Annotated in this window: 29 protein-coding genes and 3 pseudogenes; 9 read left to right on the top strand and 23 right to left on the bottom strand. The window is 62.7% G+C overall.

The genetic code is table 11. The features are described from left to right. Positions 1–4: 4 nt before the first annotated feature. Positions 5–667, top strand: coding sequence for an ankyrin repeat domain-containing protein (locus L0U81_RS24980; RefSeq protein WP_233806803.1), 663 nt, complete (start codon positions 5–7; stop codon positions 665–667). Here the strand turns inward: L0U81_RS24980 and gph are convergent. From gph to L0U81_RS24955, 5 genes are all read right to left on the bottom strand, one after another. Then, the gene (gene gph / locus L0U81_RS24975) at positions 664–1380 is read right to left on the bottom strand and encodes a phosphoglycolate phosphatase (RefSeq protein WP_233806801.1); all 717 of its coding nucleotides are present in this window, start codon (positions 1378–1380) and stop codon (positions 664–666) included. The two genes, L0U81_RS24980 and gph, sit on opposite strands and share 4 nt — an antisense overlap. After that, entirely contained in the window at positions 1371–2192 is an 822-nt protein-coding gene (locus L0U81_RS24970) for an HAD family hydrolase (protein WP_233806799.1), read from the bottom strand. Before L0U81_RS24970 ends, gph begins: the two co-directional genes overlap by 10 nt. A gap of 125 nt (positions 2193–2317) precedes the next feature. Further along, on the bottom strand, positions 2318–2740 hold the full coding sequence (locus L0U81_RS24965) for an ExbD/TolR family protein (protein WP_233806797.1): 423 nt from the start codon (positions 2738–2740) through the stop codon (positions 2318–2320). Next, on the bottom strand, positions 2731–3501 hold the full coding sequence (locus L0U81_RS24960; RefSeq protein ID WP_233806795.1) for a MotA/TolQ/ExbB proton channel family protein: 771 nt from the start codon (positions 3499–3501) through the stop codon (positions 2731–2733). The genes L0U81_RS24965 and L0U81_RS24960 overlap by 10 nt, the downstream gene beginning before the upstream one ends. Before the next feature lie 39 nt (positions 3502–3540). Next, positions 3541–4296, bottom strand: a complete 756-nt coding sequence (locus L0U81_RS24955; protein ID WP_442793448.1) for an energy transducer TonB — start codon at positions 4294–4296, stop codon at positions 3541–3543. 183 nt (positions 4297–4479) lie between these two features. Here L0U81_RS24955 and L0U81_RS24950 point away from each other — a divergent pair, with 183 nt between their 5' ends. Beyond that, entirely contained in the window at positions 4480–5586 is a 1107-nt protein-coding gene (locus L0U81_RS24950) for a YVTN family beta-propeller repeat protein (RefSeq protein WP_233806792.1), read from the top strand. Positions 5587–5997: 411 nt separating this feature from the next. On the opposite strand, the gene L0U81_RS24945 is transcribed toward L0U81_RS24950, so the two are convergent. Next, positions 5998–6579, bottom strand: coding sequence for a T6SS effector amidase Tae4 family protein (locus tag L0U81_RS24945; protein WP_233806790.1), 582 nt, complete (start codon positions 6577–6579; stop codon positions 5998–6000). Beyond that, entirely contained in the window at positions 6579–7022 is a 444-nt protein-coding gene (locus L0U81_RS24940) for a hypothetical protein (RefSeq protein ID WP_233806788.1), read from the bottom strand. The genes L0U81_RS24945 and L0U81_RS24940 overlap by 1 nt, the downstream gene beginning before the upstream one ends. Positions 7023–7590: 568 nt before the next feature. Between L0U81_RS24940 and L0U81_RS24935 the strand changes: the two are divergent. Continuing rightward, positions 7591–7854 (top strand): annotated as a pseudogene (locus L0U81_RS24935) (hypothetical protein); the annotation flags it as partial. A gap of 119 nt (positions 7855–7973) precedes the next feature. Here the strand turns inward: L0U81_RS24935 and L0U81_RS24930 are convergent. The 5 genes and pseudogenes from L0U81_RS24930 to L0U81_RS24910 all read right to left on the bottom strand — a co-directional run. Continuing rightward, complete coding sequence (locus L0U81_RS24930) at positions 7974–8249, bottom strand: hypothetical protein (protein WP_233806786.1); 276 nt, start codon at positions 8247–8249, stop codon at positions 7974–7976. A gap of 75 nt (positions 8250–8324) precedes the next feature. Next, on the bottom strand, positions 8325–8480 hold the full coding sequence (locus tag L0U81_RS24925; protein WP_233806784.1) for a hypothetical protein: 156 nt from the start codon (positions 8478–8480) through the stop codon (positions 8325–8327). Positions 8481–8844: 364 nt separating this feature from the next. Then, a complete protein-coding gene (locus L0U81_RS24920) occupies positions 8845–9138 on the bottom strand; it encodes a PH domain-containing protein (RefSeq protein WP_233806782.1) in 294 nt (97 codons plus the stop codon). 81 nt (positions 9139–9219) lie between these two features. Then, a complete protein-coding gene (locus L0U81_RS24915; RefSeq protein ID WP_233806780.1) occupies positions 9220–9984 on the bottom strand; it encodes a hypothetical protein in 765 nt (254 codons plus the stop codon). A gap of 281 nt (positions 9985–10265) precedes the next feature. After that, a pseudogene (locus L0U81_RS24910) lies at positions 10266–10759 on the bottom strand (TonB-dependent receptor domain-containing protein); the annotation flags it as partial. 1044 nt (positions 10760–11803) lie between these two features. Here L0U81_RS24910 and L0U81_RS24900 point away from each other — a divergent pair. Together L0U81_RS24900 and L0U81_RS24895 are read left to right on the top strand one after the other, a co-directional pair. Beyond that, positions 11804–12391, top strand: a complete 588-nt coding sequence (locus tag L0U81_RS24900) for a lysozyme (RefSeq protein ID WP_233806776.1) — start codon at positions 11804–11806, stop codon at positions 12389–12391. 16 nt (positions 12392–12407) lie between these two features. Further along, complete coding sequence (locus L0U81_RS24895) at positions 12408–12815, top strand: hypothetical protein (protein WP_233806775.1); 408 nt, start codon at positions 12408–12410, stop codon at positions 12813–12815. Between the two features lie 197 nt (positions 12816–13012). Here the strand turns inward: L0U81_RS24895 and L0U81_RS24890 are convergent. Further along, positions 13013–13441 (bottom strand): annotated as a pseudogene (locus tag L0U81_RS24890) (TonB-dependent receptor domain-containing protein); the annotation flags it as partial. A 21-nt stretch (positions 13442–13462) separates the two neighbouring features. On the opposite strand from L0U81_RS24890, the gene L0U81_RS24885 reads away from it, so the two are divergent. The 3 genes from L0U81_RS24885 (at position 13463) to L0U81_RS24875 (ending at position 15001) form a co-directional block, all read left to right on the top strand. Beyond that, positions 13463–13612: a hypothetical protein gene (locus tag L0U81_RS24885; RefSeq protein WP_233807974.1), complete on the top strand. Its 150-nt coding sequence runs from the start codon at positions 13463–13465 to the stop codon at positions 13610–13612. 367 nt (positions 13613–13979) lie between these two features. Next, positions 13980–14519, top strand: a complete 540-nt coding sequence (locus L0U81_RS33730; protein WP_326489855.1) for a hypothetical protein — start codon at positions 13980–13982, stop codon at positions 14517–14519. Next, positions 14516–15001 (top strand): hypothetical protein, encoded by a 486-nt coding sequence (locus L0U81_RS24875; protein ID WP_233806772.1) that lies wholly within the window; start codon positions 14516–14518, stop codon positions 14999–15001. The genes L0U81_RS33730 and L0U81_RS24875 overlap by 4 nt, the downstream gene beginning before the upstream one ends. A gap of 114 nt (positions 15002–15115) precedes the next feature. Here L0U81_RS24875 and L0U81_RS24870 read toward each other — a convergent pair whose 3' ends face one another. Then, positions 15116–17485, bottom strand: coding sequence for a TonB-dependent receptor (locus L0U81_RS24870; protein WP_233806771.1), 2370 nt, complete (start codon positions 17483–17485; stop codon positions 15116–15118). A gap of 179 nt (positions 17486–17664) precedes the next feature. On the opposite strand from L0U81_RS24870, the gene L0U81_RS24865 reads away from it, so the two are divergent. Next, a complete protein-coding gene (locus L0U81_RS24865; RefSeq protein WP_233806769.1) occupies positions 17665–18663 on the top strand; it encodes a histidine kinase in 999 nt (332 codons plus the stop codon). On the opposite strand, the gene L0U81_RS24860 is transcribed toward L0U81_RS24865, so the two are convergent. The 9 genes from L0U81_RS24860 to fhcD all read right to left on the bottom strand — a co-directional run bounded on the left by L0U81_RS24860 (position 18633) and on the right by fhcD (position 26044). After that, a complete protein-coding gene (locus L0U81_RS24860; RefSeq protein WP_233806767.1) occupies positions 18633–19295 on the bottom strand; it encodes a response regulator in 663 nt (220 codons plus the stop codon). The genes L0U81_RS24865 and L0U81_RS24860 overlap by 31 nt on opposite strands. After that, positions 19292–20530, bottom strand: coding sequence for a pyrroloquinoline quinone biosynthesis protein PqqE (gene pqqE / locus L0U81_RS24855; protein WP_233806758.1), 1239 nt, complete (start codon positions 20528–20530; stop codon positions 19292–19294). Before pqqE ends, L0U81_RS24860 begins: the two co-directional genes overlap by 4 nt. A gap of 4 nt (positions 20531–20534) precedes the next feature. Next, positions 20535–20813, bottom strand: coding sequence for a pyrroloquinoline quinone biosynthesis peptide chaperone PqqD (pqqD, locus tag L0U81_RS24850; RefSeq protein ID WP_233806756.1), 279 nt, complete (start codon positions 20811–20813; stop codon positions 20535–20537). Next, positions 20810–21568 carry a pyrroloquinoline-quinone synthase PqqC gene (pqqC, locus tag L0U81_RS24845; protein WP_233806754.1) on the bottom strand — a complete coding sequence of 253 codons (759 nt, stop codon included), beginning with the start codon at positions 21566–21568 and terminating at the stop codon, positions 20810–20812. The genes pqqD and pqqC overlap by 4 nt, the downstream gene beginning before the upstream one ends. A 60-nt stretch (positions 21569–21628) precedes the next feature. Further along, on the bottom strand, positions 21629–22543 hold the full coding sequence (gene pqqB, locus L0U81_RS24840; protein WP_233806753.1) for a pyrroloquinoline quinone biosynthesis protein PqqB: 915 nt from the start codon (positions 22541–22543) through the stop codon (positions 21629–21631). Continuing rightward, complete coding sequence (locus tag L0U81_RS24835) at positions 22540–23574, bottom strand: alpha/beta fold hydrolase (RefSeq protein ID WP_233806751.1); 1035 nt, start codon at positions 23572–23574, stop codon at positions 22540–22542. The genes pqqB and L0U81_RS24835 overlap by 4 nt, the downstream gene beginning before the upstream one ends. Next, positions 23571–24155, bottom strand: coding sequence for a cytochrome b (locus L0U81_RS24830; RefSeq protein ID WP_233806749.1), 585 nt, complete (start codon positions 24153–24155; stop codon positions 23571–23573). The genes L0U81_RS24835 and L0U81_RS24830 overlap by 4 nt, the downstream gene beginning before the upstream one ends. An 84-nt stretch (positions 24156–24239) precedes the next feature. After that, entirely contained in the window at positions 24240–25076 is an 837-nt protein-coding gene (locus L0U81_RS24825) for a formylmethanofuran dehydrogenase subunit C (protein ID WP_233806747.1), read from the bottom strand. Next, entirely contained in the window at positions 25073–26044 is a 972-nt protein-coding gene (gene fhcD / locus L0U81_RS24820) for a formylmethanofuran--tetrahydromethanopterin N-formyltransferase (protein ID WP_233806745.1), read from the bottom strand. Before fhcD ends, L0U81_RS24825 begins: the two co-directional genes overlap by 4 nt. Positions 26045–26052 lie beyond the last annotated feature (8 nt).

Here is a 26052-nt window from a genome sequence, read left to right as displayed (position 1 = left end):
CACCATGAGAGATAGGTTCATCCGGCCGCTTGCGACCGCCGTTCTGTTTGCCGCCGCATTCGGTGCTGGCGCACCCGCGCTCGCGCAGGACCAGGGGGAAATCAACCGCCAGCTGCTCGCGGCCGCGAAGGACGACGATCAGCAGTTGGTCGTGGCGGCGTTGCAGCGCGGCGCCGCGGTCGATGCGATGAACCGGATCGGCGACACCGCGCTCGTCACCGCGTGCAAGAAGGGCGATACGGCGATGGCGCGCACGCTGATCGAGCGCGGCGCGAACGTGCAGCATTCGAACGCGCCGGGCGACACGCCGTTGATGGCCGCCGCCTACGGCGGCTTCGACGAGATCGTCGCGCTGCTGCTCGCGCATGGCGCCGATCCGCTCGTGACGGATCGCGTCGGCAAGACCGCGATGGAATACGCGGCGGGGCAGGGGCAAACGAAGGTCGTCGCTCAGTTGCTCGATGCCGGCGTCGACGTGAACCGCACCTACAAGAACGATTTGACCGCGCTGATGTGGGCGGCGGGATACGATCGTGCGGAGACCGCCCAGTTGTTGCTCGCGCGCGGCGCGAACCGGTCGCTGAAGGATAACCGGGGGATGACGGCGAAAGATATCGCGGTGCAGACGAAGTCGGAGCGCGTGGCGGGCTTGCTGTCGACGAGTTAGGCGCTCGCGTCGGTGTTCTCGTTTGCATCGCCGGCCGGGCATAGCTGCGCCAGAATTGCAGGCAATGCCTCGAACGAATCAATCAGTGCGTCGCAGCACGGCATGCCCGTGCCGTTCGCGCTGCCATAGCCATAGCTCACGATAAAGACCGGCAGACCGGCGGCGCGCGCCGCCGCGATATCGACGGATGAATCGCCGACCAGCGCGCTATGTTCGGGCTCGACGTCGAGCAGCCGGCACGCGTGCCAAAGCGGCTCGGGCGACGGCTTCATGCTCGCCAGGGTGTCGCCCGCGACCAGCACGTCCAGATGAGCGGCAAGCCCCGTTTTCTCCAGCAGTGCTGCCGCCAGCGGTTGCGGCTTGTTGGTCACGCACGCGCAGCGGTATCCGTGTTGCCGCAACGCGCGCAACCCGGCCGTCACGCCAGGAAATACCCGGCCCAACGTCGCGTTGGTCACCGCATAGTGCGCCTCGAACACAGCCTGCGCGTGTTCGAGGCCGACGCGCTCTGCGAGACCCGCCGCGTCGAGCGAGCGTCGCACGAGCTTGCGCACGCCGTTGCCGATGAAGCCGGTCACCATGTCGAACGGCAGCGGTGCGGCGCCAAAGTCCTTCAGCATCAGGCCGACCGCCGCGACGATGTCCGGCGCGGTATCGACCATCGTGCCATCCAGATCGATCAGGACTGCGTGGCAATCGCGGTTCAATGCCATGACGCGTTCGCGCTCGATTGATCCGCGCTCGACGTGCTGCGCGAAGTCGCGTCGGGACGCCGCGCGGCATCTTCATGCCAGCGGCGCAGCGTCGCCAGATCCACCCAGCGATGCCATTCGCCGCGCACCATCTGAAGAATCGGCGCGAGCGGATCGCCGAGATGAGGCAGCACAGCAAGCGCGCCATCGAAGTCCTCATGCGCGGTAAACGCGGACGGCGTGACGACGACCGGCACCCGCGCGGCGCGAGCCGCCAACAAGCCGTTACGCGAGTCTTCGAAGGCGAGGCAGGCCGCGGGCTGCAAACCGAGCTGTTCGAGTACGTGTCGATAGACGTCGGGGGCGGGCTTTTTTGCCGACGTGGTGCTGGCGTCGCCGATCGCCGCGAAGCGATTGCGCCAGCTTGCGCCGAAATGCACTTGCAGCAGCGCGTCGAGATTGGCGGGCGTGGTGGTCGTCGCGATCGCCACGCGCAGGCCGGCCTCGTTTGCTTCGTCGAGCAGACGTGCGATGCCGGGTCGCAGCGGCACAGCGCCCTCGCGCATCCGCTCTGCGTAGTGGCGGGTCTTCAGCGCGTGCAGCGCGTCGACAGCCTCTCGCGCCCGTGGGCCCTCGGCTTCTTCGCACTCGATCGTGCGCCAGTAATGCAGCAGACGCTCCTTGCCGCCCGCCACGGTCAAAAGACGCGCATAGAGCGCCTCGTCCCAGAACCAGTCGAGGTGCGCTTGCGCGAACGCGGCGTTGAACGCGTGCCGATGAGCGGTCTCGGTGTCGGCGAGCGTGCCATCGACGTCGAAGATAAGGGCTTGCATCGTGCGGTCCTCGCGTGGATGGTGTGCCGTTCAGACACGCACCACGATAGCCGAGCCGACCGCCGATTCAAATTCAGAGATTCTTTCGCTGCCGATAAGCCGTGCTTTGTGTTCGCCGTGCAACCTCATTTGCCCAACTGCGGATCAGTCACGAAGCCCAGCCTGGTCAGTCCGCCGCGCTGCGCCGCCGACATCACGATCGCGACCCGCTCATATGGCACCTTGCGATCGGCGCGCAAATGCAGTTCCGGCTGCGGCGTCGCGAGAGCGGCCTGCGCGATGCGCGCGCGCAAGCCGTCGTCGCTCACGGGCTGACCGTCCCACAGGACCGTGCCGTCCGCCTGCACCGCGACGTCCACGTGCGCGGGCTTGACCGCTTCCGGCTGGCTGCTCGCGTGCGGCAGATCGATCCTGACCGCGTGCTGCAGCGCCGGGATGGTGACGAGAAAAATGATCAGCAGAACCAGCATCACGTCGACGAGCGGCGTCATGTTGATCTCGTTCATCAGACCTTGATCGTCGTCGTTGGAGAAAGGGCTCATTGCCATCCGAGGTCTCCGTCATGGGTCGGGTTCGTCGCGTTGGTGCCGCGCGGCACCACACGCATCTGCGGCCCGGCGCTCGACGGCAATTGCGCGCCGGTCACGAAGTACGCATGCAAGCCGTGCGCGAAACGCTTCAGGCGCGCGACGATCGAGCGGTTCGCGCGCGTCAGTCCGTTGTAGCCGAGCACGGCGGGAATCGCGACGAACAGGCCGAACGCCGTCATGATCAGCGATTCGCCGACCGGGCCGGCGACGTGATCGATCGAGGTCTGGCCGGTCTCGCCGATCACGATCAGCGCATGGTAGATGCCCCACACGGTGCCGAACAGCCCGACGAAAGGCGCGGTGCTGCCGATCGAGGCGAGGATCGCGAGGCCGCTTTGCAGACGCGCGATCGTCTCGTCCATCGTGTCCTGCAGACGCCGGGTGATCCAGTCCGACACGTCGATGCGGTCGTGCAGATGCTGCTGCGTCTGCCGATGGTGCGTCGCCGCTTCATGGCCTGCCAGCGCGAGCGCGAGCAGCGGGTTGTCGTGCGCGCTCGATTCCGGGTGGCCGAGGGCGCGCAGGCCGTCGTCGAAGCGATCCGCGCTCCAGAAGCGCGCGTCGCTCTGGCTGGTCACGCGCCTGAGGCGGAGCAGTTGCCACAGCTTCATGATGATCACGGTCCACGACAGCACCGACATGATCACGAGCACGCTCAGAATGCCGCGCGTGACGATATCACCCGAAGCCCAGACGTTTGCGAGTCCGTAATGTTGCATGGCGATTTCCTTCGTTGGTTGTCGCAGGTCGTGATTCGGTCACTCGGTCAGTCCGAACACGAACGACTGCGAGTACGCGGCGCGCACCGGCGTGCCGTTTTCGGTGTACGGCTGGCAGCCGCCCGCATGCACGGCGGCGAGCGCCGCGTCGTCGAGCCGCGTGGAGCCGCTGCTCGTTTGCAGCTGCGCCGTTTCGATGCGCCCGGTCAGCCCGACGACGAAACGCACGACGGCCGTGCCATGCTCGCCGCGCCGCTTCGAGATGTCGGGATAGTCGGGCTTCGGAATCGAGCAGTCGACGTGCGACACGTTGCGCGGCTCGGTCGATGCGGGCAGCGCCGGCTGAGCGGCCGGGGCCGATGCGGCCGACGGCACGGCGGCCGTTGGCGCGGCGGTCTGCAGCGCGGCCGATTGCGTGACGGGCTGCGCCGCGCTTTCGCGCGACGGCGACGGTATCGGCGCTTCCACACTGCGCGGTACCTGCGCGCGCGGCTGCGGCGCCGGTTTGACGCGCACGGCGGGGCGGGTGACGGGCGGCGTCGGCGGAACGATAGCGGCGGGTGTGGGCGGCGCGGGAGGTGCAACAACGGGAGCGGGAGGCTCGGGGCTCAACAGCAACGCGGTGATGGTCCGCGGCTCGACCGGATGCTCGACGATCCTGTTACGTGCGTTCAACGCGATAGCGAGCAGCACCAGATGCGCTGCGATCACGGCGCCCAGCACGATTGCCGCGCGACGGTAGCCGGCCGCGGCATGCGTGGGACTTCCCGGGTTCACCATGGCAACTTGAAGCATCAGCGCCACCTCCGGGTTCATTGTCCTACGCTGCTCCCGCTTTTAGAACCCACGACGGCCGGCGGCCCGCAATTCGGGAAAATCTCCCGCCTGATCCGCGTTGTCAAACAATCGCCCAGTGGGCTACCTTGAAACGATGGCGCGAACCATCGCGGCGCCGCGATTACAAAACGGAGCAAAACGATGCTGGAGACACGGATTTCCCCCCGCCCACCACGCCGTTCCCTCGCGCTGACATGCGCGGCGCTCGTGCTGGCCGCGAGCGCCGCGCATGCCTCGGCCGCGCCGCTCGCCTACGTGACGAGCGAGAAGGCCGGCGTCGGCGTGATCGATCTCGACCATATGACGCTCGCGCAGACCTTTCCGGTCGGCGCGGACGGCCCGCGCGGCCTGAGCCTGAATGCCGACGGCACGCGTTTGCTGGTCGCCAACAAGAACACGAACGACCTCGCGGTGATCGACACCGCCACCGGCAAGGTCGTCGAGCGCGTGAAGATCGGCAAAAACCCGGAATTCGTGCGGGTGCACAACGGCTATGCGTACGTGACGTACGAGCCCGGCGACGTCAGCGGCCCGCCGGGAGGCAAACCGGATGGCAAACCGGATTCGAACGCGGGCGGCAAACCCGGCGCGGACGACGACGACGCGAACAAGCCGCCGGCCGAAATCGCGATCGTCGACATGAAAGACTGGCGCGTGATCCGTTCGGTCACGAGCGGCCACGAAACCGAAGGCATCGAATTCTCGCGCGACGGCCAGATGATGCTGGTCGCCAACGAAGGCGACGATACGATCTCGGTCTACCACGCGCGCACCGGCGCGCCGATCCGGACCGTGAAGCTGGCGCCCGGCGGCCGGCCGCGAGGCATCCGGCTGTCGCCGGACGGCAAGCACTACGTGGTCACGCTGGAGTCGCTCAGCAAGTTCGTCGTGATCGACGCAAACACGTTCGATGTGCTCAAGACGGTCGATACGAAGCTTGGGCCCTATGGCGTCGCGTATGGCCCGGACGGTCAGCGGCTTTTTGTGGCTGCCGCGCGCGACCAGACGGTGCAGGTGTTCGACGGCCACACGTACGAACATATCGCCGATGTGCCGGTAGGCCAGCGCTGCTGGCATTTCAGCTTCACACCGGACGGCTCGAAGCTTCTGGTCGCGTGCGGGCGCTCCGGTGCGGTGTACGTGCTCGACGCGAAGAGCTATCAGCCGGTCAAGCAGATCGGTGATCTGCCGCTCGCGTGGGGCATCGTCACCTATCCGCGCAGCGACGGGTCGATCGAATCGCATTGATCATCGAGCCACTTCTGCCTGCCCGAGCACGGTAAAAGAAAGCCCCGCAGAAGCGGGGCCTATCACGCTTCAAGACTGCGTGCATTTAAAGAAATCGCATGGCTTCCATCACGATTAAATGTACAAACGTGAGTGAAACAGTCAAGACGATCCAGAACGCTAGCCCCCGCTTTTGCTTGCCGGCAAACGCCGCACTGGCAGCAAACACGATAGATGGACCTAAAACGACCGCGAATAGACCAAGAGCCTTTAGAGTAGACAGGCCACAGTGGTCTATCTCTGCGCAAACGCCCGGTTTAGGACGACATAGCGCGGGAAAGTAATTGCACATCTGAGCGTCGATAGCCGTGACAATCCAAAGGCTTGCAAAGCCTAGCAGAAAGAAACAAAAGGATAGGCTTGCCCGTCTAATCACTTGACTTCCCAGGACAGTATGCTGCTCGAGTTATGGAGATCGGAATAACCGTAGTCCGTGCCCGCTAGAAATGATTGGCGACCGAACACAAAACGCCCGACCGTCGCGAGTGTATCAGCCACGCCCGACATAGTTAGACGGTTCCCATTCCACAAGTCGATATGATTCCCGGCAGTAACGCCAGGACCATCTGAATCGCGATGCCAATAACCGTTAAAGAAGATGATTCCTGTCGTCCCGTGAATGTCTGTATCCCATGTTTTTGCGCTTAGTGAACGCGCCGCAGGACAGCCAGCAAACGGTATTTTATGCAGCCAATCGGCGACTTCCGCAGCGCGTAGCATATGCTTCGGGTGGTCAACATGACAGCGCGCGCCTTTGAATGAAAGTCCCTCAATTCCACAGCCGCGTAACGCTTCGCCAATTCTTGCCGCGCATTGATCGCGATATGGTCCTGAGCACGGATCGGATTTAGGGTAGGCGGACCATAGCTGATCGAACGTCAGTGCTTGCAAAGCTACTTTTTTAACAGAACCCTGTGTTGGGTTGGTATGGACGTGTGTTCTTTTGTTCGGCATTACTTCCATTCCTCATGTGCCAGGGCTTCATCGCCCCAATGGATTGTGTAGGTCGCGGCGGCGGCGGTGTCGATGCGGGGCAAGCGGCCGGAACTGTCAACCCTCCCGCATACGGTTCGCCCGTCTGCCGTTTTGATCAAGTACGGATAACCTTCCAGCGAAACGCGGGGCACGCGTGCTGACACCTGTTCGTCGTACCGTTTATGTGCGCGCCCGCGACAATTGCAGGCCGATGCGTAGCCCAGGGCCTCGGCCATTTGGTACCCGGTTGAATACGACCGAAGCCTGTCAAACGGAAACCATTCGCCGGTTTCGACGTTCAGAGCCATTGCGGACGGCATCGATGGGAAAGTGGAATATATTGAGTAGGTCACGCGGCAACACAGACATTCTTCCTCGTCCGTCATAAGATCCCAGGTGCTCTCCTGTCCTTGCTGTTCCATTCGACCTCTTCTGATTTGAGAAACGCCCGACCAATTGACTATCCAAACGGGTCACGGTCAACCGCCTTAATTTGGGATAGAGCCGTTTTGACAAACATTGACTCGTATGGGGCCGACAGCGACCTGATGAATCGTATTGAAGACCCCCGGCCGATGTTGGAGCCGTGGACGGAGCATGTGTGCGGCGTGGTGGACTGATTTCGGGGGCGGCCTCTGGCAGAACAGCGGGGTGCATCTCGAATACGGACAGGGACATAGGTATGTCGAGGATCTATTTAAAGTCGCTGCCGGAGTTGACAGCGCTCAGATAGTTACGTGCGACACGTTGTCTGTACATGGGCGATGGCCTAAAATCTTCACTGCCTTAGAGACGCAATATCGCCACGCTAAGCGCCGCTACTTCAACGCATACCTCATCCCCACCCAGAAGCTCCTCGGCGCCCCCGGTCCGACGAACTGCTCGTTCACCAGGTTGGCGCCATTGAACGAGCCGCCCTGTATTTCGGCCTCGCCGACCGGGTTGTCCTTGCCGTTTTTGGTCGTGATCGCCAGCGCGCCGCCGAGCGTCGTGGCCGCCGCGCGCGACCAGACGGTGCAAGTGTTCGACGGCCACACGTACGAACATATCGCCGATGTGCCGGTCGGCCAGCGCTGCTGGCATTTCAGCTTCACGCCGGACGGCTCGAAGCTTCTGGTCGCGTGCGGGCGCTCCGGTGCGGTCTACGTGCTCGACGCGAAGAGCTATCAGCCGGTCAAGCAGATCGGCGATCTGCCGCTCGCGTGGGGTATCGTCACCTATCCGCGCAGCGACGGGTCGATCGAATCGCATTGATCATCGAGCCACTTCTGCGTACCCGAGCACCCCGCGATCGAAAGTACGTGGGTTGCACGCCAGAACAAGAAAGCCGACGCGCGACGGTCGGCTTTTGTGCTCGTCGCGAAGCGAGCGCGCTATGGTTGTGATGGCTTGTCAATCGGTTCCTGGGTGACAGACATGTATTGCTTGATATCCGATTGACCGAGCGCAATCAGGTTGAGCATCGCGACGCCAAGCCGCCGGGCGAATTCGTCATCCAGCTTGAAATCATACTCATCGAAAAGGATCGGCATTTCGATTTTTCCGGCTACAAGCGGAGCCAGCTTCGCCCGATCCACGGTTTGCACCGTGAGCTTTTGGTGGTCTTCTGCGTACGTGAGAACCACAGAATACGGCGGATGCTTTGCCATCAATACTCTCTGCACAACAAGACAGATCACCTACGGCGCTGGCGTGACAGAAACGAACTGTTTCAACTCCGGTTTTTATTCAGCCAGCAGGCTCACAACGGCCGCGCAGAAACAGCGTGCGAACTCGTCGTCAATCTTGAAATTGAATTCTTCCAGCAGCACGGAAATATCCAGTTTCCCCTCGCACAAGGGACGTATTGCCGCTTCAGCGACAGCATTGCACACCAGCATTTTTTGCTCGGTATCGTAGTGAACGACGATCGAACTGGGGGTTCTTTGCTTGCTTATATTGGCCTCGTGTATCGCATGCAAACGTTATAGTGGTACCGCGCTTTTTCCAGGCACATTTCACGACATCTGATCAACGTATCCGGCGGCCAGGATTCGACAGCGGTCTATATGCTCGCACTGGAATCCGGGCGCCGGTTTCGGGCCAGTCTGCTGTGGTTCGGCTACTGCGTCGTGTGGCCTGGTGAGGTAGTGGTGCCAAACGGCTTCTGCATCGCGTTCATTGCGCTCCCCCTCTTTGACAAGCCACTCATCACGCGGCCGGGGCAACCGTCATATTCACGATGATTGAGGATACCCAGCGGCGTCAGCGCCGGAATACCTCTACGCGAGGCACCTCGTCAGAAAAAGCGGATTCCAGTGCCCATTCCTCGTAAGGCTTTGCACCAGAAAGATATTTCGGCAACTTCCTTGTCAGGTCATGCCACACGGAGTCGTCTTCAGGCACGGTCAGGGTGCGGCCGTCGTTCAACGCGAGGAGCAGCAGAATGGTATTCCCGCCCAACTGGTCTGAACGAGTGGCGACGATTTCGCGAATATCTTCCCAGGCAATAGAATGTTCGCCTTGCAGGTTCCTCACGATCATCCCCTTGTCGTTCAAGGACAGATCTATAGAAAATCTGCGCGATGGCAAGCGAGCCATCAGCCATGAATTAATCCGGCCAAATATCATGTGGCGATTCTATTTCCATTGGATTGAGGCGAGGCGCCAGATCTGCCCAGCGGCCTCCTTGCTGGCGTCGTGGCCGAACCATCCCCCCAGCACTCCACCAATAATACCCCCTAGCATGATTGCTCCGCCTTCCGCGATTTCTCCCACAACAGGAACCACCAGCGTTGGCGCAGCCCACGTTCCGGCCCACGCTGCGCCAGTAGCTGCACCCGCCCACATTCCACTCGTACCCAATGCCAGTCCGCCTATTGCGCCTGCAATTTCCTCGGTCGCTATCCGCGCCTTCTCGTTTGGCGGTGCCTTTTCAATGACCACGGCAATCGCGACAATTTCTATCACGATGCCAGCAGGACCAGCCCTCCGGCCTACGAATGCGATCCGGTTAACTACGGAGCGCGACTTGCCAACACTCAACAGGACGGCCTCAATACTTCCCTTCTTCAGGAGCAATCCGTCAAGGGTCGGCAGATTCTTCGATGCCTTCAGCGCCTCGGAGTAGAAGCGGCCAAACGGAGTCAAGCGCCTGCGCATTTCTAGAATCAGGCCGTTGCGCTGCACTTCGACCAGTCGAAAGGCTTCCTCGTAGGTAACATTTCCACGTTGAAGAAGCTTATTTGCCTGTTGCTGGATCAGAGCATTTGTCCGGTCATAGATGTGTCTCATATAGCCGTCCCATGTCATGTTGGCAGCTACAGGAAACTGGATATTGACTATTTCTGACGCCTTGACCGCGTAGCTGTGTCGCGCCTGATTCTGTGTGTTCTGTTCTGACATTGTTTTGTACGAGATGAGTAACGTCCGGCCGTCTGCGGGTCACATGACGGCGAACTGGTATCCCCCTGTCGCAGAGGCGCAAAAGATCCGTGCCTGTGGGGCAGCTGGCGCGCAACGAGAGACACGCAAATAGCCGATCGACACCAGAATTCCGAGACACGTGTTTCCGCAGTAATAACCGTCGACCATGCTGTCCGAGACCTGCGCCATCGTGTATGGGCGCATTCTGAAAATGATGCCGTGAGCTACGAAGGAAACGTACTCCGCCACGCTAAACACCGCTACTTCCACGCATACCTCATCCCCACCCAGAATCTCCTCGGCGCCCCGGTCCCACGAACTGCTCGTTCACCGGGTTCGCGCCATTGAACGTGCCGCCCGGTCCGGTAAAGAAGTTCTCCCCGAGCGCGCCGAAGCTCGCATAGCGCTTGTCGAGCAGGTTCGACACCGACGCGAACACCTGCAACTGCTTCGTCACCTGGTGAGAGGTATCCATATCGATCAGCAGATAGCCGGAGATCTTGCCGTTCGCGTCCTGGTTGTTTTCGTCGCCCTGCGCGTAGACGCTGCCGCGCCAGGTCAGGTTCGTGCCGATCCGCCATTTGGCGGTGGCCGCGTAGTCGAGCCGCAGTTTGACGGTCGTCGCGCGGATGCTCGGAATGTGATCGCCGGGCCGCACCGTGATATTGCCGTTGGCGTCGGCGCTCGAGTTGCTGGGACTGCTTTCGAACCACGTCGACTGGTAGGTCGCGTCGACGTAGCTATAGCTGCCGGTTTTGGAAAATAGATTACGATAGCCGCATGGAGCGCTCGACAAGATCGAATAATTAGCCGATTTACGCGCGTTTCCTGTGTAGGAAACCGCAATGTTTCCATGCGCGCGCAGGACCCTCTGCACCATTGATAGTTCTGGAATGCCTGTTGTATTGCATAGTGCGATGACGCGTGCGTTGTGGTAGCCGCATGCGATCATTTGATGGTTTGAACCCGACGTGGACGCGGAAAAAACGCCCTAGAAGGGCGGCCTTTTCAAGTGTGCCGAGCATGCTCAACAGCTCGGGGGTGCAAATGCCCTATCCAACCTGATGGTGGAGATGATCACCTACTGGGAGAGGCTCGCCGCCTATCGGTGAATGGTCAATACGCGAACCCTGTGGACTTCCCGTTCATTTGCCTTTTGATAATGCCTATTGTCAATGTCGTATTGCGATGCTGGAGCGGGGCCGACGGCGGCTGCGGCGGGGCAGTACGCATTATTGGCGAAAGCGCTGAAGCAGACGAAACATCAGGAAGCAATTGCCAATTTTTGTCAAAACGGATCTATCTTAAATTAAAACTGTTGACCGTGACTCCTTCGGATGGTTAATTCGTCGAGCGTTTTCTGGAAAATCAGATGAGGTCAAATGGAACCTCAGAAACAGGACGACACCGGGGGCGAGGAAGAATGCCTGCTTTGCCGTATCACATATTCAATCTACTCAAACTTTCCGCCGATGCCGTCCGCAATGGCGCTGAACGCCGAAACCGTCGAATGGTTTCCGTTCGATAGGCTAAAGTCGTATCCAAACGGTTACGCCATGGCCGAGGCCCTGGGTTACGCATGGGCGTGCGACTGTCGCGGACGCTCACGGAATCGCTTCAATCAGCGGTTCACGCTAACTGATACAGGAGGTAACGTACTCCCTGATACGTATTACACCGCCCGACTTCCATCGGGCGCACTTGTGCACGGCATTACCGATTCGCAGGGACGTACCAAGCGCTATCAAACGGAGGGCCCGCGATCCATTCACCTTTTTATTGGTCACAGGGAGGCGTAATGACTGATGCACTGGGAGCAGCACTGACAGACGCCAATCCCCATTCACTCGTAGTTCTTCAGTCGGATAGGCTTGGCAAGCCGTGGAAGATTTCCAATGACGGAATTGGCTTTATGGCGGTATGTGAAAGCGGTGTCTTGAATGGCAACTATAGAGGTATGCCCGTTGTCGATGGAATGATTCTAAAGGTTTACGTCGATAGCAAGGAGTATCCGACAGTTGCGTTCGGTCATAAAGTTATGCCCTCTGATCACTTGCACGTAGGTGATACGATTTCCGTAGAGCGTGCGCGAGAGTTTACAAGAAAAAATTTTTCAGAATGCGAGTCTGCGATTAATCGCCGTGTGCGTGTTCCATTACACCAATACGAATATGATGCTCTAGTAAGCATGGCTTACAACGCGGGCCCGGGAACGGGTATTGCTCAATTGGTCGATAAGGTTAACACTGGCAATTATGCGGCATTGCCTGCGTATATTCGCGTGTATCGGGCCCGAGGGATTGAGTGGCGGCGCGCCCTTGAAGCACGACTCTTTGGAACAGGAAATTATGATGCTCGACATGGCAGGGGTATCGACATTGAATAAATTTTGGAGGTGCTTCGTGCTAGTCATGGCGCTTTGTAACTTTCGGTCAATATTTGCCGATGAGGTGATCAACGATTCAAATTGCATGCAGTACCTGGGCGGTGGCGGATTCGGAGATTTTGATTGCTATGAGCACCATGCAAAATTCCTTGAAGTCGACAACAAGAAACTGGCAAATTCAATCAGATCCGCAAGTGGCATCAAAGGCGCGAGTAAGGTTGAGCTCGACCGGTACATGCGCGCACAAGATGAATCGGCGAAGGCTTGCGATCTAGCGCCTAAACTAGCATATGATTGGAATATTGAAGAACCGCCAAAAACACATGTGGATATGTACGATGTCATGGGGGCGCGTTGCCATTATTCAATTCGCAAGCAGCAAAACGAATTCCTGCGCGATCTCTATTCAATCAAAACGGGTTGACGGTCATAACTATGCGCGCACCAACCGCGTTTGATGCCTAATGGCTTCATGCTCGCGGGATCGAGTTCATGGCCGAAGTCGCCTATGCGCAGTCGTGGTGGCGCCGGGTCGCGTCGTGACGCGGCTTTGCGGTGGCCCGCTGAAGTGGAGCATGGTCGGAAAGAGCGAAGCCATGCGATCAGCCACGCTAAACGCCACTACTTCCACGCATACCTCATCCCCACCCAGAAGCTTCTCGGCGCCCCCGGTCCCACGAACTGCTCGTTCACCGTGTTCGCGCCATTGAACGTGCCGCCCGGTCCGGTAAAGAAGTTCTCCCCGAGCGCGCCGAAGCTCGCATAGCGCTTGTCGAGCAGGTTCGACACCGACGCGAACACCTGCAACTGCTTGGTCACCTGGTAAGCGGTGTCCATATCGATCAGCAGATAGCCGCAGATCATGCCGTTCACGTCCTGGTTGTTTTCGTCGCCCTGCGCGTAGACGCTGCCGCGCCAGGTCAGGTTCGTGCCGATCCGCCATTTGGCAGTGGCCGCGTAGTCGAGCCGCAGCTTGACTGTCGTTGCCGGAACGCTTGGGATGTGATCGCCGGGCCGCACCGTGATATTGCCGTTGGCGTCGGCGCTCGAGAGAACCCGGAATTCGTGCGGGTGCGCAATGGCTACGCTTGCGGACGCTCCGATGCGGTCTACGTGCTCGACGCAAAGAGAGATCAGCCGCTCAAGCAAATCGGCGATCTGCCGCTCGCGTGGGGCATCGTCACCTATCCGCGCAGCGACGGGTCGATCGAATCGCATTGAGCGAAGCGGTCGGACGAGCCGTTGCAGATCCGGGGTCCGTTAGCTTTGCTGAGTTCCTATCAACTTCCTGTCTTGTACCGCTGTACAAGAACGGGCCGTACAGAACGGCGCGCACCTGCGCCAGAGTGCGGATCGAGGGTTCGTTCAAATCAATGATCATCCGTCGATGATCACCTCCTGTGACGGGCTCGCCGCCTATCGGCGAACCGTCAATACGTACCCTGTGAGCCTCAGGCTCATTTGCCGTTGGACAGTGCTTATTGTCAATGTTTGTCAAAACCGTTCTATCGCAAATTAAAACTGTTGACCGTAACTCCTCTGAATGGTTAATTCGTCGGGTGTTTTCTGGAAAATCAGAAGAGCTCAAATGGAACAACAGAAACAGGGCGGCACCGGGGGCAAGGAAGAATGCCTGCTTTGCCGCGTGACATATTCAATATTTTCCAATTTCCCGCCAATGCCATCCGCAAAGGTGCTGAACGTCGAAACCGGCGAATTCTTTCCGCTGGATAGGCTTCGGTCATATTCAACCGGGTACAAAATGGCCGAAGCCCTGGGTTACGCATGGGCGTGCGATTGTCGCGGGCGCACACAACAAACGGACGGCGCGAGCATGGCAAGCGCGCTCTATGGCAGCAGCCCGCGCGTGTCGCAGAATCTCGGCAATGCACAGCCGTTCGTCTATCAGCCCGACATGCTGCACGGCGACGCTATGCAGCTCGCCGGCGCCGATGGTCGGCCCGGTAACAATCAGGCGCAGAACAGGCAATTTAAGGCAGTAGTCAAAGCGCTTGGACTGAACAAGGATCAGGCACGCCGCCTTCACTATGATATCCAGAAGGACGATCTCGAGTATCACGGCATGATGGAGCGTGCCTTGGAGCTGTTTGGAGACAAATTGGAATGATCGATACGAAAGAGCAGGTAGGACGTCACCTTTCCGCCTTGATCGGGCTTGACGTTAGCGGAGTGGCGCACGCGGCTGACATGCTTACCTTACAGTTCGGGCCGCTTCGGGAGGTAAGGACCAGCAGAGGCACCACCAAGTATCTGGGCGATTGGGCGCTGCATATTCAGTGTGACTGGCGCATCGAGCAGGGACACACGATCGTTGCGTCTTACTCGGACTTCGCAGCATCTGAAGAGAGTACGAGAGTGACAACACAACGAATCTGTGATCTCCTTGTGTCACAAGGTCCAACGGCTGTTTTGGATATCGAGGCAGGCGAGAACGGTGATGCCGTCATTTCGCTGGCGAGAGATATGCGGCTAGTCATTCTTGCGGATGCAATACCTGATGATGAGGACTGGCGCCTATTCCCCTCGAATCCCGATGCGAAGCATTTCGTGATCGAGGGTGGCAAGGTCGATCCCTGGTCCTTGTCGTGAGGCAAGGACTGGACACTGAGCGCCCTCTCAACGGGGCGGCAGCATGCATGCAGGTATCACGGCCACCTTTGGCAATGCATCGATGAACTGGTGTGTTAGGCACGCAAAACCTCACTACTTCCACGCATACCTCATCCCCACCCAGAAGCTTCTCGGCGCCCCCGGTCCCACGAACTGCTCGTTCACAGGGTTCACGCCATTGAACGTGCCGCCCGGTCCGGTAAAGAAGTTCTCCCCGAGCGCGCCGAAGCTCGCATAGCGCTTGTCGAGCAGGTTCGACACCGACGCGAACACCTGCAACTGCTTGGTCACCTGGTAAGCGGTGTCCATATCGATCAGCAGATAGCCGGAGATCTTGCCGTTCGCGTCCTGGTTGTTTTCGTCGCCCTGCGCGTAGACGCTGCCACGCCAGGTCAGGTTCGTGCCGATCCGCCATTTGGCGGTGGCCGCGTAGTCGAGCCGCAGTTTGACGGTCGTCGCGGGGATGCTCGGAATGTGATCGCCGGGCCGCACCGTGATATTGCCGTTCGCGTCGGCACTAGAGTTGTGGGGGCTGCTCTCGACCCACGTCGACTGATAGGTCGCGTCGACGTAGCTATAGCTGCCGGTCACGGTGAGCGGACCGTACTTCGTTTGTCCGGCCAGTTCGACGCCTTGCCGGCGCGTGCGGCCAACGTTCTGAAAAAACCCCTGCGAACTGCCCGCGCCATTGCTGCTGACGAACTGGATATCGTTGTCGAGCGTCGTGCTATAGGCGGCGGCGCTCCATGTCGTGTTGCCGCCGATCTTGCCCCGCGCGCCGACCTCATAGGTCTTCGAAATCACCGGCTGCAACGACGGATCGGAGATGAAGTCGTTCGGCAGCGAACACGGCGCGTTCGGATCGGCGCAAGCCAGCTCGATCGCGGTCGGCGAGCGCATGCCCTCGTTGTAGGTCGCGTAGGCGGTGAGTGCCGGCGTCGGGTTCCAGTTGACGCCGATCGCCGGGTTGAAGCGCGAGAACGTATGGTGGCCGTCGAGTTGCGGCTGCGTGCCGGTCTCGTCGCCGATCGTCGCGTCGGCCCAGTTATAGCGGCCTGACAGGGTCAGCGCCCACTGCGGCGTCAGCGACAGCGTGTCGGTCAGGTAGACGCCGTAGTTCGTGTTGTGCGTGTTCGCGTCGGTCTGCAGCTCGAAATTGCCGATGCCCACCGTCGCGCGCGAATCGGTGAACGCCGCGTCCTGCGACGACTGCGTGAAGCGCGAATCGGCGGCATCGACGGCCATGCCCGCGATGAACTGGTTCTTCATACCGCCGAGCTTGCCAAGCAGCGTCAGTTGCAGACTCGCGCCGTAGCTGTCGGTCGACACGGTCGACTGTACGTTGGTCGCCTGTAAGGTATCGACGGTGCCGTCTGCGTTGATCGTGCCGAAGTTGTTATTGACGTTGCTGCTGGTGTTGGCGTTGCGAAAGTGCCGGTAGTACGCGTTGCCGCTCAGCTCGACGTTGTCGTTGAAGTAATGATCGCCCGAGAGCGTCAGGTAGCCGACGCTGTTCTGATTCTGGTCGGGATACGTGTACGGTTGCGCGGGGTTGTTGAGGAACGAGCGCGGAATGGTTTGCGTGCCGTGCAGATCGTTGTCGGCGCCGCCGGCCGACATCGACAGCGTCGTATCGGCGTCGGTATAGCGCAGCTTGCCGAACACCTGGCGGATGCGGCTTTCGTTCTGCTGGGCCCAGCCGTTGTCGTTCGCGGCGTTGGCGGTGAAGTAGTAGTCGAGGTTCTGGCCGATCGTGCCGCCCTGTTCGATCTGCGCGGCCTTGCGTCCATACGAGCCGCCCTGTATTTCGGCCTCGCCGACCGGATTGTCCTTGCCGTTTTTCGTCGTGATCGCCAGCGCGCCGCCGAGCGTGTTGAAGCCGAAGGCCGGATTGGAGCCGGGAATCAGCTGTATCGTGTCGATCGCCTGTTGCGGCAGCAGGTCCCAGTTCACGACGTCGCCGAACGGTTCGTTCACGCGCACGCCGTCGACGAACACCGACAAGCCCTGCGGCGTGCCCAGCAGCGGCGAGGCCGTGAAGCCGCGATAGAACAGGTTCATCTGATACGGGTTGCCCTGTGCGTCGGAGATGGTGACGCTAGGCAGATTCGCCGCGAGGTAATCGCTGAGCGTCTGGCGGTTCTGCTGCTGGATATCCGCCGCGTGGACCGTCTGCACGTTGGCCGGCACCAGCGTGAGCGGCGTGCCGATGCCGAGCAGCGGCGTGGTGCCGACGATGACGATCGGCGCGAGGGTCGTGGTGGGTGTCGTGTTGCTGTTGGCGTTGTTCTCGACCGTGGCGGCAGGCGCGGAGTTCGGCGCCGGCGCCGACGCGGCGACTGGAGGCTGCGCCTGCGCCCATACGGTCGTGGACAGACCGGCGAGCGCGCCGCCGACGCAGAAGGTGATGCCGGCACGTCGCTGAAGGCGGCGTTTGCGGCGTGCTTGTGCTCGCATGCTCATCGTTGCTGTCTCCTGGCGGCTTGTTCCATGCGCGTGTCGCGCGTTGTTCGACGTTGGTGTAAAGCTTCGCATACGCGTCTGTAAGCGGCGCGGGAGCTTTTCCCGATCTGCCAGGGAAGCGTTCCCAAAACGACGCAAAAACCGCTGTGCGCGCCGGCGCTGAGTAGAATGCAAACGTCATGTCAAGCGAACCGATCCATTCATCTTCCGCTGGCCAAGCGCCGCCGCCGTCGACGATACGGCGCGATCTCCTGTGGGTCGTCGCCGTGACCGTGCTCGCGGCGGTGCTCGGCGCCGCGTTCGATCTCAGCGAGAAGGCCTACCGCTTCACGCGCGGCATGGAGCGCTTCCAGCTCGACGAATTGCCGGGCACGCTGCTCGTGCTGTCGATCGCGATGGCGTGGTTTGCGTGGCGCCGCTATCGCGACGCGCGCCGCGAAGCGCGCCATCGCCGCATGCTCGAGGAACAGGCCGAGGGCCTGCTCGCCGACAACCGGCGCCTTGCGAGTCGGGCGCTGCAGGCGCAGGAACTGGAGCGCCGCCATCTGGCGCGTGAGCTGCACGACGAGCTGGGTCAATACCTGAACGCGATCTCGCTCGACGCCGCGCGCGTTCGCGATCTATCGAGCGGGCGCGAGCCCGAGATTCATCGCATCGCGCTTGGCCTGATGCAGAGCGCGACGCATGTGTACCGCGAGATCGGCGACATGATCCGCCGCCTGCGGCCGATCGGTCTCGACGAATTCGGCTTGCCGGGCGCGCTCGAACATTGCGTCGATGGCTGGCGCCAGCGCTTGCCCGAGGCGTCGTTCTCGGTGACGATCGAAGGCGATTTCAGCGGCCTCAGCGATGCGTTGACGATCACGCTGTACCGGCTCGTGCAGGAAGGATTGACGAACGTGTCGAAGTTCGCGCGCCGCTCGCGCGTCGAACTGTTCATGGTGCGCGCGCCGCGTGAAGACAACGGCACGCAGATCGACGAGATCGTCGTCACGATGGCCGACGACGGCCCCGGCACCGATCTGACGCAGCCACGCACCGGGCTGGGATTGATCGGCATGCGCGAGCGCGTCGAGGCGCTCGGCGGCGAGTTTCATGTCGCAAGCGAGCCGCAGGGCGGTTTTCTGTTCTGCGCGCGTGTGCCCGCTCACGCGGGACTGGCCGAGCCCGTGAACTGAAGGCCGAGGCGGTTTGCCATCTGCGCGAGTTGCACGCCATTGTCGGCGCCGAACTTCTGGCGGATCACCGATTGATGGTTGGCCACCGTCTTCTGACTCAACCCCAGCTTCTCGGCGATGCTCGGCAATGTATAGCCCTGCACGAGCAGCCGCAGCACCTCGAACTCGCGCGCCGACAACTGACGCCCCGGCGGCCCTTCGTTGAACGCGGTGCGCAACGCGAGCGCCTGCGAGACGTCCGGACTCAGATAGCCGGCGCGCCGGGCAATGCTGCGCACCGCTTCGACCAGCACGTCCGGGGCGCTCGCCTTGGTCACGTAGCCGAGCGCACCCGCGTCAAGCGCGCGGCGCACGAAGATCGATTCCTCATGCACGCTGAAGATCAGCACGCGCGCGTCCGGCTCGCGCGCGAGCATGCGCCGCATCGCTTCGATGCCGCTCGCTCCCGGCAGCGAGACGTCCATCACGACCACGTTGGGACGCAGCGCACAGAAACGTTGATAGGCCTGCGCGGCGTCGCCGGCCTCGCCGCACACCGTGACGTCGGCGCTCAGTTCGAGCAGACGCCGGTAGCCTTCGCGCACGACCGCATGGTCGTCGACGAGCAGAACGGAGATGGTTTCGGCACTCATGGTTGTGCTCCGGGGGATGCTCGGTCGTCGCCGCCGGCGCCGGACTCGCGGGCAGCCGCCGCGAGCTTGCGCGAGTTGGCGTCGTTGCGGAACAGGATCGGCTGTTCGCGGACCGCTACTGTCGCCTCGGGTATCGCCGCGGCGCGTTGCACGATCTTGACCACGGTCTCGTGAAACGGCGACTTGTCGCACACGGGGTCGGCGTTGGCTGCGTCGCCGGTGAGCAGGTACGCCTGGCAGCGGCAACCGCCGAGGTCGCGTTCCTTTTCGTCGCAACTGCGGCACGGCTCCTTCATCCAGTGCAGACCGCGAAAGCTGTTGAACGCGTCGCTGTCGTACCAGATCTTGCGCAGCGGCATGTCCTTCACGTTCGGCAGCGTGAGGCCGGGCAGGCCGCGCGCCGCGTGACACGGCAGCGCGGCGCCGTCGGGCGCGACGCCGAGAAACACCGCGCCCCAGCCGTTCATGCAGCGCTTCGGGCGGCGCTCGAAGTAGTCGGGCACGACGAAGAAGATCTTGCAGCGCTCGCCATGCGTGCGGCGATAGCGAGCGACCACCGCTTCGGCTTCTTCGAGCTGCTCGCGCGTCGGCATCAGTTGCGCCTGGTTCTCGCGCGCCCAGCCGTAGTACTGCGTGTTCGCGAGCTCCAGATATTCGGCGCCGAGAGCCAGCGCCATCTCGATGATCTTGTCGACGTGCGGCAGGTTATAGCGATGTAGCACGCAGTTGAGCACCATCGGAAAACCGTGCCGTTTGAGCGCGGCGGCGACGCGTTGCTTCAGATCGAACGTGCGCGTGCTGCTCAGGAAGTCGTTCAACTGCTGCGTCGAATCCTGGAACGACAGCTGGATGTGATCGAGCCCGGCGGCCTTCAGGTCGCCAAGCCGCTGATCGGTGAGACCAACGCCCGAGGTGATCAGGTTCGTATAGAAGCCGAGCCTGTGCGCTTCTTCAACGAGCACTTCGACGTCGTCGCGCACCAGCGGCTCGCCGCCTGAAAAGCCGAGCTGCACCGCGCCGAGCGCGCGCGCCTCGCGCAACACGTCGATCCATTGTTCGGTGGTGAGCTCGCGGCTGTGATCGGTGTAGTCGATCGGGTTATAGCAGAACGCGCAATGCAGCGGGCAGCGATAGGTCAGCTCCGCGAGCAGCCACAGCGGTGGCGGCACCGCGGCGGCCGTGCTGTTGCCGTTCAGCGCGCCGGGTTGAGAGCCAGGTTGAGAAAGATCGGTCATCGCACTACTCCAGCCAGCCGCGTCCATGCGCGTCGACGATGAAGGCCCGCACCTCGCTGCCGATGCCGGTCGTGTTGAACGCCTGTTCCAGCTCGGTGATCAGCGTATCGACGTCGCGCGTGCCGTCGCAGCGTTTGAGGATTTCTCCCGCGCTTTGATTGAGCTTCACCATGCCCTCGGGGTACAGCAGCACGTGCGCGTTCTGCACGGGCTCCCATTGCAGGCGGAATGGCTTCGCGATTGCGAGCGGAGTGGCGGGTTCGCCGCGTGTCGAGTCGTTCATTGCGGAAACGCCTTCTCGATCGAGTCGAGCATGGTCCACAGAATGTCGAGCTTGAATTGGAGGATTTCTAGCGCCCGTTCCTGCTGATCGCGTCGCGTGAAATGCGCGAGCGTGACTTCGAGTCCGTGCTCCACGTCGCGCTGCGCGAGCGAAATGCGCGAGCGGAAATACGCGAGGCCCTCCGCTTCGATCCACGGATAGTGCTCGGGCCAGCTCGCGAGCCGGTCGCGATGCACCTGCGGCGCGAACATCTCGGTCAACGACGAGCATACCGCTTCCTGCCACGGCGCGCGGCGCGCGAAATTCACGTAGGCATCGACGGCGAAGCGCACGCCCGGCGTGACGTGTTCGAGCGACCAGAGTTCGTCGCGCGTGAGGCCGACCGCGTCACCGAGACGCGCCCAGGTTTCGATGCCGCCTTCCGCGTCGCCGTAGCCGTCGTGATCGAGAATGCGCTGCACCCAACGGCGGCGCGTCGCGCGATCCGGACAGTTCGACAGCACGGCCGCATCCTTCAGCGGAATGTTGATCTGATAGTAGAAACGGTTCGCGACCCAGCCGCGAATCTGCTCGCGCGAGCATCCGCCGCTATTCATCTTCACGTTGAACGGGTGGTGGATGTGATAGCCGGTGCCCTTCGCGCGCAACTGCGCCTCGAATTCTTCACGGCTCCAGGCGGGTCGGTCGGGGCCTTGTGTCTGGGCGGGACTCGCGTCGCGCGTTGGTGTCGTGTCGTAAGTGTCTTTCGCGTTCATGCCGTCTCCGTTTTATCGTCGTGTACAGCCGCGCCTCGTTACTGCATTTCTATGCGCACTTCAAAGCTCGAAGCTCATTCCGTCGTAGGCGACCTCGATCCCATGCTCGCCCAGCATGCGCCGCTCGGGGCCGTCTTCGATCAGGATCGGATTTGTGTTGTTGATATGGATCAGCACTTTGCGTTTCCCGCCGAGCGAATCCAGCGTTTCGATCATGCCGCCCGCGCCGCTCTGCGGCAGATGGCCCATATCCGCGCCGGTCTTCTTCGACAGACCGAGGCGGATCATTTCGTCGCCGGTCCATAGCGTGCCGTCGACGAGCAGCAGATCGGCCTCGCGCATCGCCGCGAGCACGTGCGGCTCGATCGCGCCGAGCCCCGGCGCGTAGAACACGCGCTGGCCCGATTGCAGGTTCGTCAGCACGAGCCCGATGTTGTCGCCGCGCTCGGGCGCTTCGCGATGCGGCGAATACGGCGGCGCCTTGCTCGACAGCGGCAGCGCATCGATCCGGATGCCGGGCAACGCATCGACGGCGAGCGGCGCGCCGTCGAGCGCGATGCGCCGATGCTCGACACCGCAGTAGTGCGAAAGGATCGGAGCGACCGGAAAGCCGGAGCGCAGGTCCTGCCAGACCGCATCGGTCGCGTAGAGCGGCAGCGGCGTGTCGCGCTCGCGCAGCATCAGGAGGCCGGTCACGTGGTCGATCTGCGCGTCGATCACGAGCACTGCGGCAATGCCGCTGTCGCGCGTGCGCCGCGCCGGCTGCAACTCGGGATGCGCGGCAATCTGCGCGAGCAGATCGGGCGATGCATTGACGAGCAGCCAGTCCTCGCCGTTCGCGCTGACCGCGATCGACGACTGCGTGCGGCGCGTCGCCTTCAGCGTGCCGCGGCGCACGCCGTCGCAATTGCGGCAATTGCAGTTCCACTGCGGAAAGCCGCCGCCCGCCGACGAGCCGAGTACCTTGATCTTCATGCCGCGTGACGCATGCTGCTGCGCCCCTCCTCGAAGGTGGGAATGAACATCGCGGCGAGCGCATGCGCGACGCGGGCGTGCAGCGCGGGGTCGCTCGCCAGGTGACCCGCCGCGCTCACGGACTCGACGCGCGCGGCGGGAACCGCGCGCGACAGGCGCCGCAGATTGCCGCGCGGACAGACTGGATCGCGCGCGCCATGCACGGCCGCGATCGGCACACCGGCCGCCGCCGCGCCGCGCGCGAGCGACAGCAAACGCGTTTCGCCGAGCCAGCAGCGATGCGCGAGGTAGTGCGCCTGAATCCGGTATTTGCCGATCAGTTTGCGGGCGTCGCGTTGGGAGTCGTGCGCTTTTCGCCGGGCTCCGCGTCGTTGGGCGGAGCCTCCCGGCGTTGCGCTTGCCAGCACCGCGTTTTCGTAGCCGCGCCAGGCTAGCGCGAGCGCGCGTTGCCGCGCTTCGTTCGCACCGTATTGCAAGGTGGCGCCGCAACGCGCAGGCAGCGTCGCGGATTGCGCGCTGCGAGCAGCGGCGCGCAGTCCTGACCACGCACGCGGCGCGCGCTTGCGTGACGTGATGAACAAACCGCGCACTTCGCGCGCGGAGGTCAGAAAGAGGCCGCGCAGCACGACGCCCGTCACCGACTGTGGACACTGCCCCGCATACGCAAGCGCGAGCGACGCGCCCCACGATCCGCCCAGCACGCCCCAGCGCGCGAAGCCGAGCCGCGCGCGAATCGCTTCGAGATCGGCGATCAGATAGTCAGTGCGGTTGTGGCGCACGCTGCCGTGCGGCGTCGATGCACCGGTGCCGCGCTGGTCGATCAGCACGACGCAAAAGCGCTTCAGATCGAACAGCCGCAGCGCGCCCGGCTGACTGCCGCTGCCCGGGCCGCCGTGCAGTACCGCTACCGGCACGCCGTCGCGCGCACCGGCAAGCGCATACCACACGCGATGACCGTCGCGCGTGCGCAGCGTATGCGTTTCGAGCGCAGCGGGTGCTGGCGCGTGGCGGGTCGAGCGGCGCGTCGTCATGGCAGCATCCTCGCGAGCAGGTTGTCGCGATCGATCCACTGATGCTTGAACGCACCCGCCACGTGCAGCACGATCAGCGCGATCAGCGCCAAGCCGATGGCATGGTGAAGCCCAAAGAACAGATCGCGCAGATGCGCGTCGTCCCAGCCCCACTTCGGCAGCGGCATGCCCCAGAAGCGCGTGCCGTAGGTGTTGAACGACGAGCCGAGATACCCGGCAAGCGGCATCGCCACCATGCCGATATATAAAAGACCCTGCGTAGTGCGCGCGGCGGCGCGTTGCCACGTTGGCATCGGCGGCAGCGGAGGCCGGTGAAGGACCGCCCGCGCGACGATGCGCAAAAGCACCAGCAGGAAAACCGTCAGTCCGAGCGACTTGTGCAGATTGATCAGCGTCGCTTTGACAGGCAAGCCCTTCGGCAATCCGACCATATAGAGCCCGAGCGCGAGCAGTCCGACGATGCCGAGCGCGATCAGCCAGTGCAGCGCGATCAGCAGGCTCGCATAGCGCGGGCCGCCAGCGCTCGCGTGTGCGTTGAGGTCGATAACAGACTTCGCGTTTGGAGAATCCGCTGTCGTCATGCCGTGTCTCCGTACCACTCATATTAGTGGGGCGTTTCTTCTTGCCGAACGTCGTTTCAGTCCTGATCGACATGGCGCGCGTCCTCACCCGGCGATCAGTATTTCGCCGCGACCGTCGACCGCGAGGTCGCCCGTAAAACGGACCGGCAAACGGTCCGCGCGCCACTGCGAAAACGGCGCGATTTCGGTCGCGAGACTGCGTATGAGCAATGACCAGAATACGTCGAAACCGTGGCCGCCGCCCGTGAATGTCGGTGGCGGCAGAGGCTCGGGCCGCTGCGCGAGCAGCAGCGTGCCGCGCCGCATTGCATAGGCATAGTGGGCACCCAGTTGCCCCGCCACGCCGACGGTGCCCGCCACCAGTCGCGACGCGGCAAAGTCGCCCGCATTGCCGCCGACCAGCACGAGGCCGCGGCGCATCCGGTCGGCGAGCCGCGCGCCCGCATTGCCGTGGATCGTCAGCGTGCCGCCGCTCATGCCTTCCATGTCGCCCGTCAGCGCGCCGGCGGCGAAATCGCCGCTGGCGCCGCGCACCGTCAGGCGCCCGCCCCGCATTTCGCAGCCCGTGAAGTGCCCTGCGTCGCCGTCGATTTCAAGTAAGCCGCCGCTCATCCGGAAGCCGCTGTAGTCGCCGACCGGGCCGCGCGCCACGAGCCGTCCGCCGTCCATCTGCGCGCCGAGCCGGTCGAGCCACGGCGCGGCGCTGTCGATCACCAGCGCGGCGATGTCGTCGCCGGCCGCGGGCGCGTCGGTCCGCGAAACCTCGAAGACGTCGCCGATCACGCAGCGCTCATTGCCGGCCGGCAGCACGATGCGCTCGATCTCGGCCACGCTCAGGCTCGCCAGCGCCACCGGTAACAACGCGGCCGCGTCGACGCGAAAGCCGGGCGGCGTCTTCACGCGCAACGTGGTCGTGCTCATGCGCGCTCCCCGCCGAGTCCGGCCGCCAGCTCATGCAAATGAAAGTGGTACGGCCCGAGCTTTCCGCCGTAGTTGCCCGCCGAGATGCGCAGCACGCCGGCCGCGCGGCCGAGTCCGGTGGCCGCGCCGATACCGGCTGTCATCGCGGCGCCGACATCGGCGCCGGTCAGACCGTCGATGACGATCTCCAGCACGCAGCCTACGTCCGCGCTCAATTCGCTGCGCGGCGCGAGGCCGATCAGGCTCGGACAGAACGCGTCGTTGGTCGACGCCGACGCGCCCGCGTATTTCGAGCCGACTTTCGAACCCGAGCGCACGATGCCGCCGGGAAACGGCATGATCACGTTCGGCAGCCGGCGCATCGCCGCGACGGCGGCTTCGGCGGCCGCGAGCGCGGCGTCGAGGTCGCGTGCGAGCAGCAGCAGGTTGCCGCCGCCGACGGCCTTGACCGTCGCCGCCGTGTCTTCGCAGACGAACTCGCCGTCCATCACCGGCACGCGCCAATAACGCGTGGGTCCGTTCCCCGCGTCGATCATCTTCGCGATCTGCCAGCCGTCGCCGAAAAAGCGCAGCCCGCTACCGAGCGGCGCCGGGTCCGACAGCGGCGCGCGGCTCGTGGCCGCATCGATGCCGCCGTAGACGGCCGTGCTCGGGCAGGTGAGCACGCACTGTCCGACGCGCCGCCCGATCTGTTTGGCGAGTTCTTTCGAGGACACCGCGAACAGCAGCACCGCGACGCCGGGCCGGCCGTCCGGCGTCGCATCGGGTGCGAGCGTGCGCTCGACGCCCGCCTCACAGCCGCAGCCGATCACCGAGGTCGCGAAGCCCGCCAGCGAGTTCGCCGCGTGCATCGCCCACGTTGGCGTGTGCGCGGTGATCACGAGCCGGGTCGCCTTCATCGGAAATGCTTCCGCGAAGGTCGCGTCGATCGCGGTGCCGTTGATGTCGAGCGGGGCGGGGGCGTTCATCGTGGCCG

This window comes from Paraburkholderia sp. HP33-1, assembly GCF_021390595.1.
In the GTDB taxonomy this organism is placed as follows: Bacteria; Pseudomonadota; Gammaproteobacteria; order Burkholderiales; family Burkholderiaceae; genus Paraburkholderia.
Note: the sequence above shows the minus strand (reverse complement) of the source record. Positions and strands in the feature narration are given on the sequence as shown.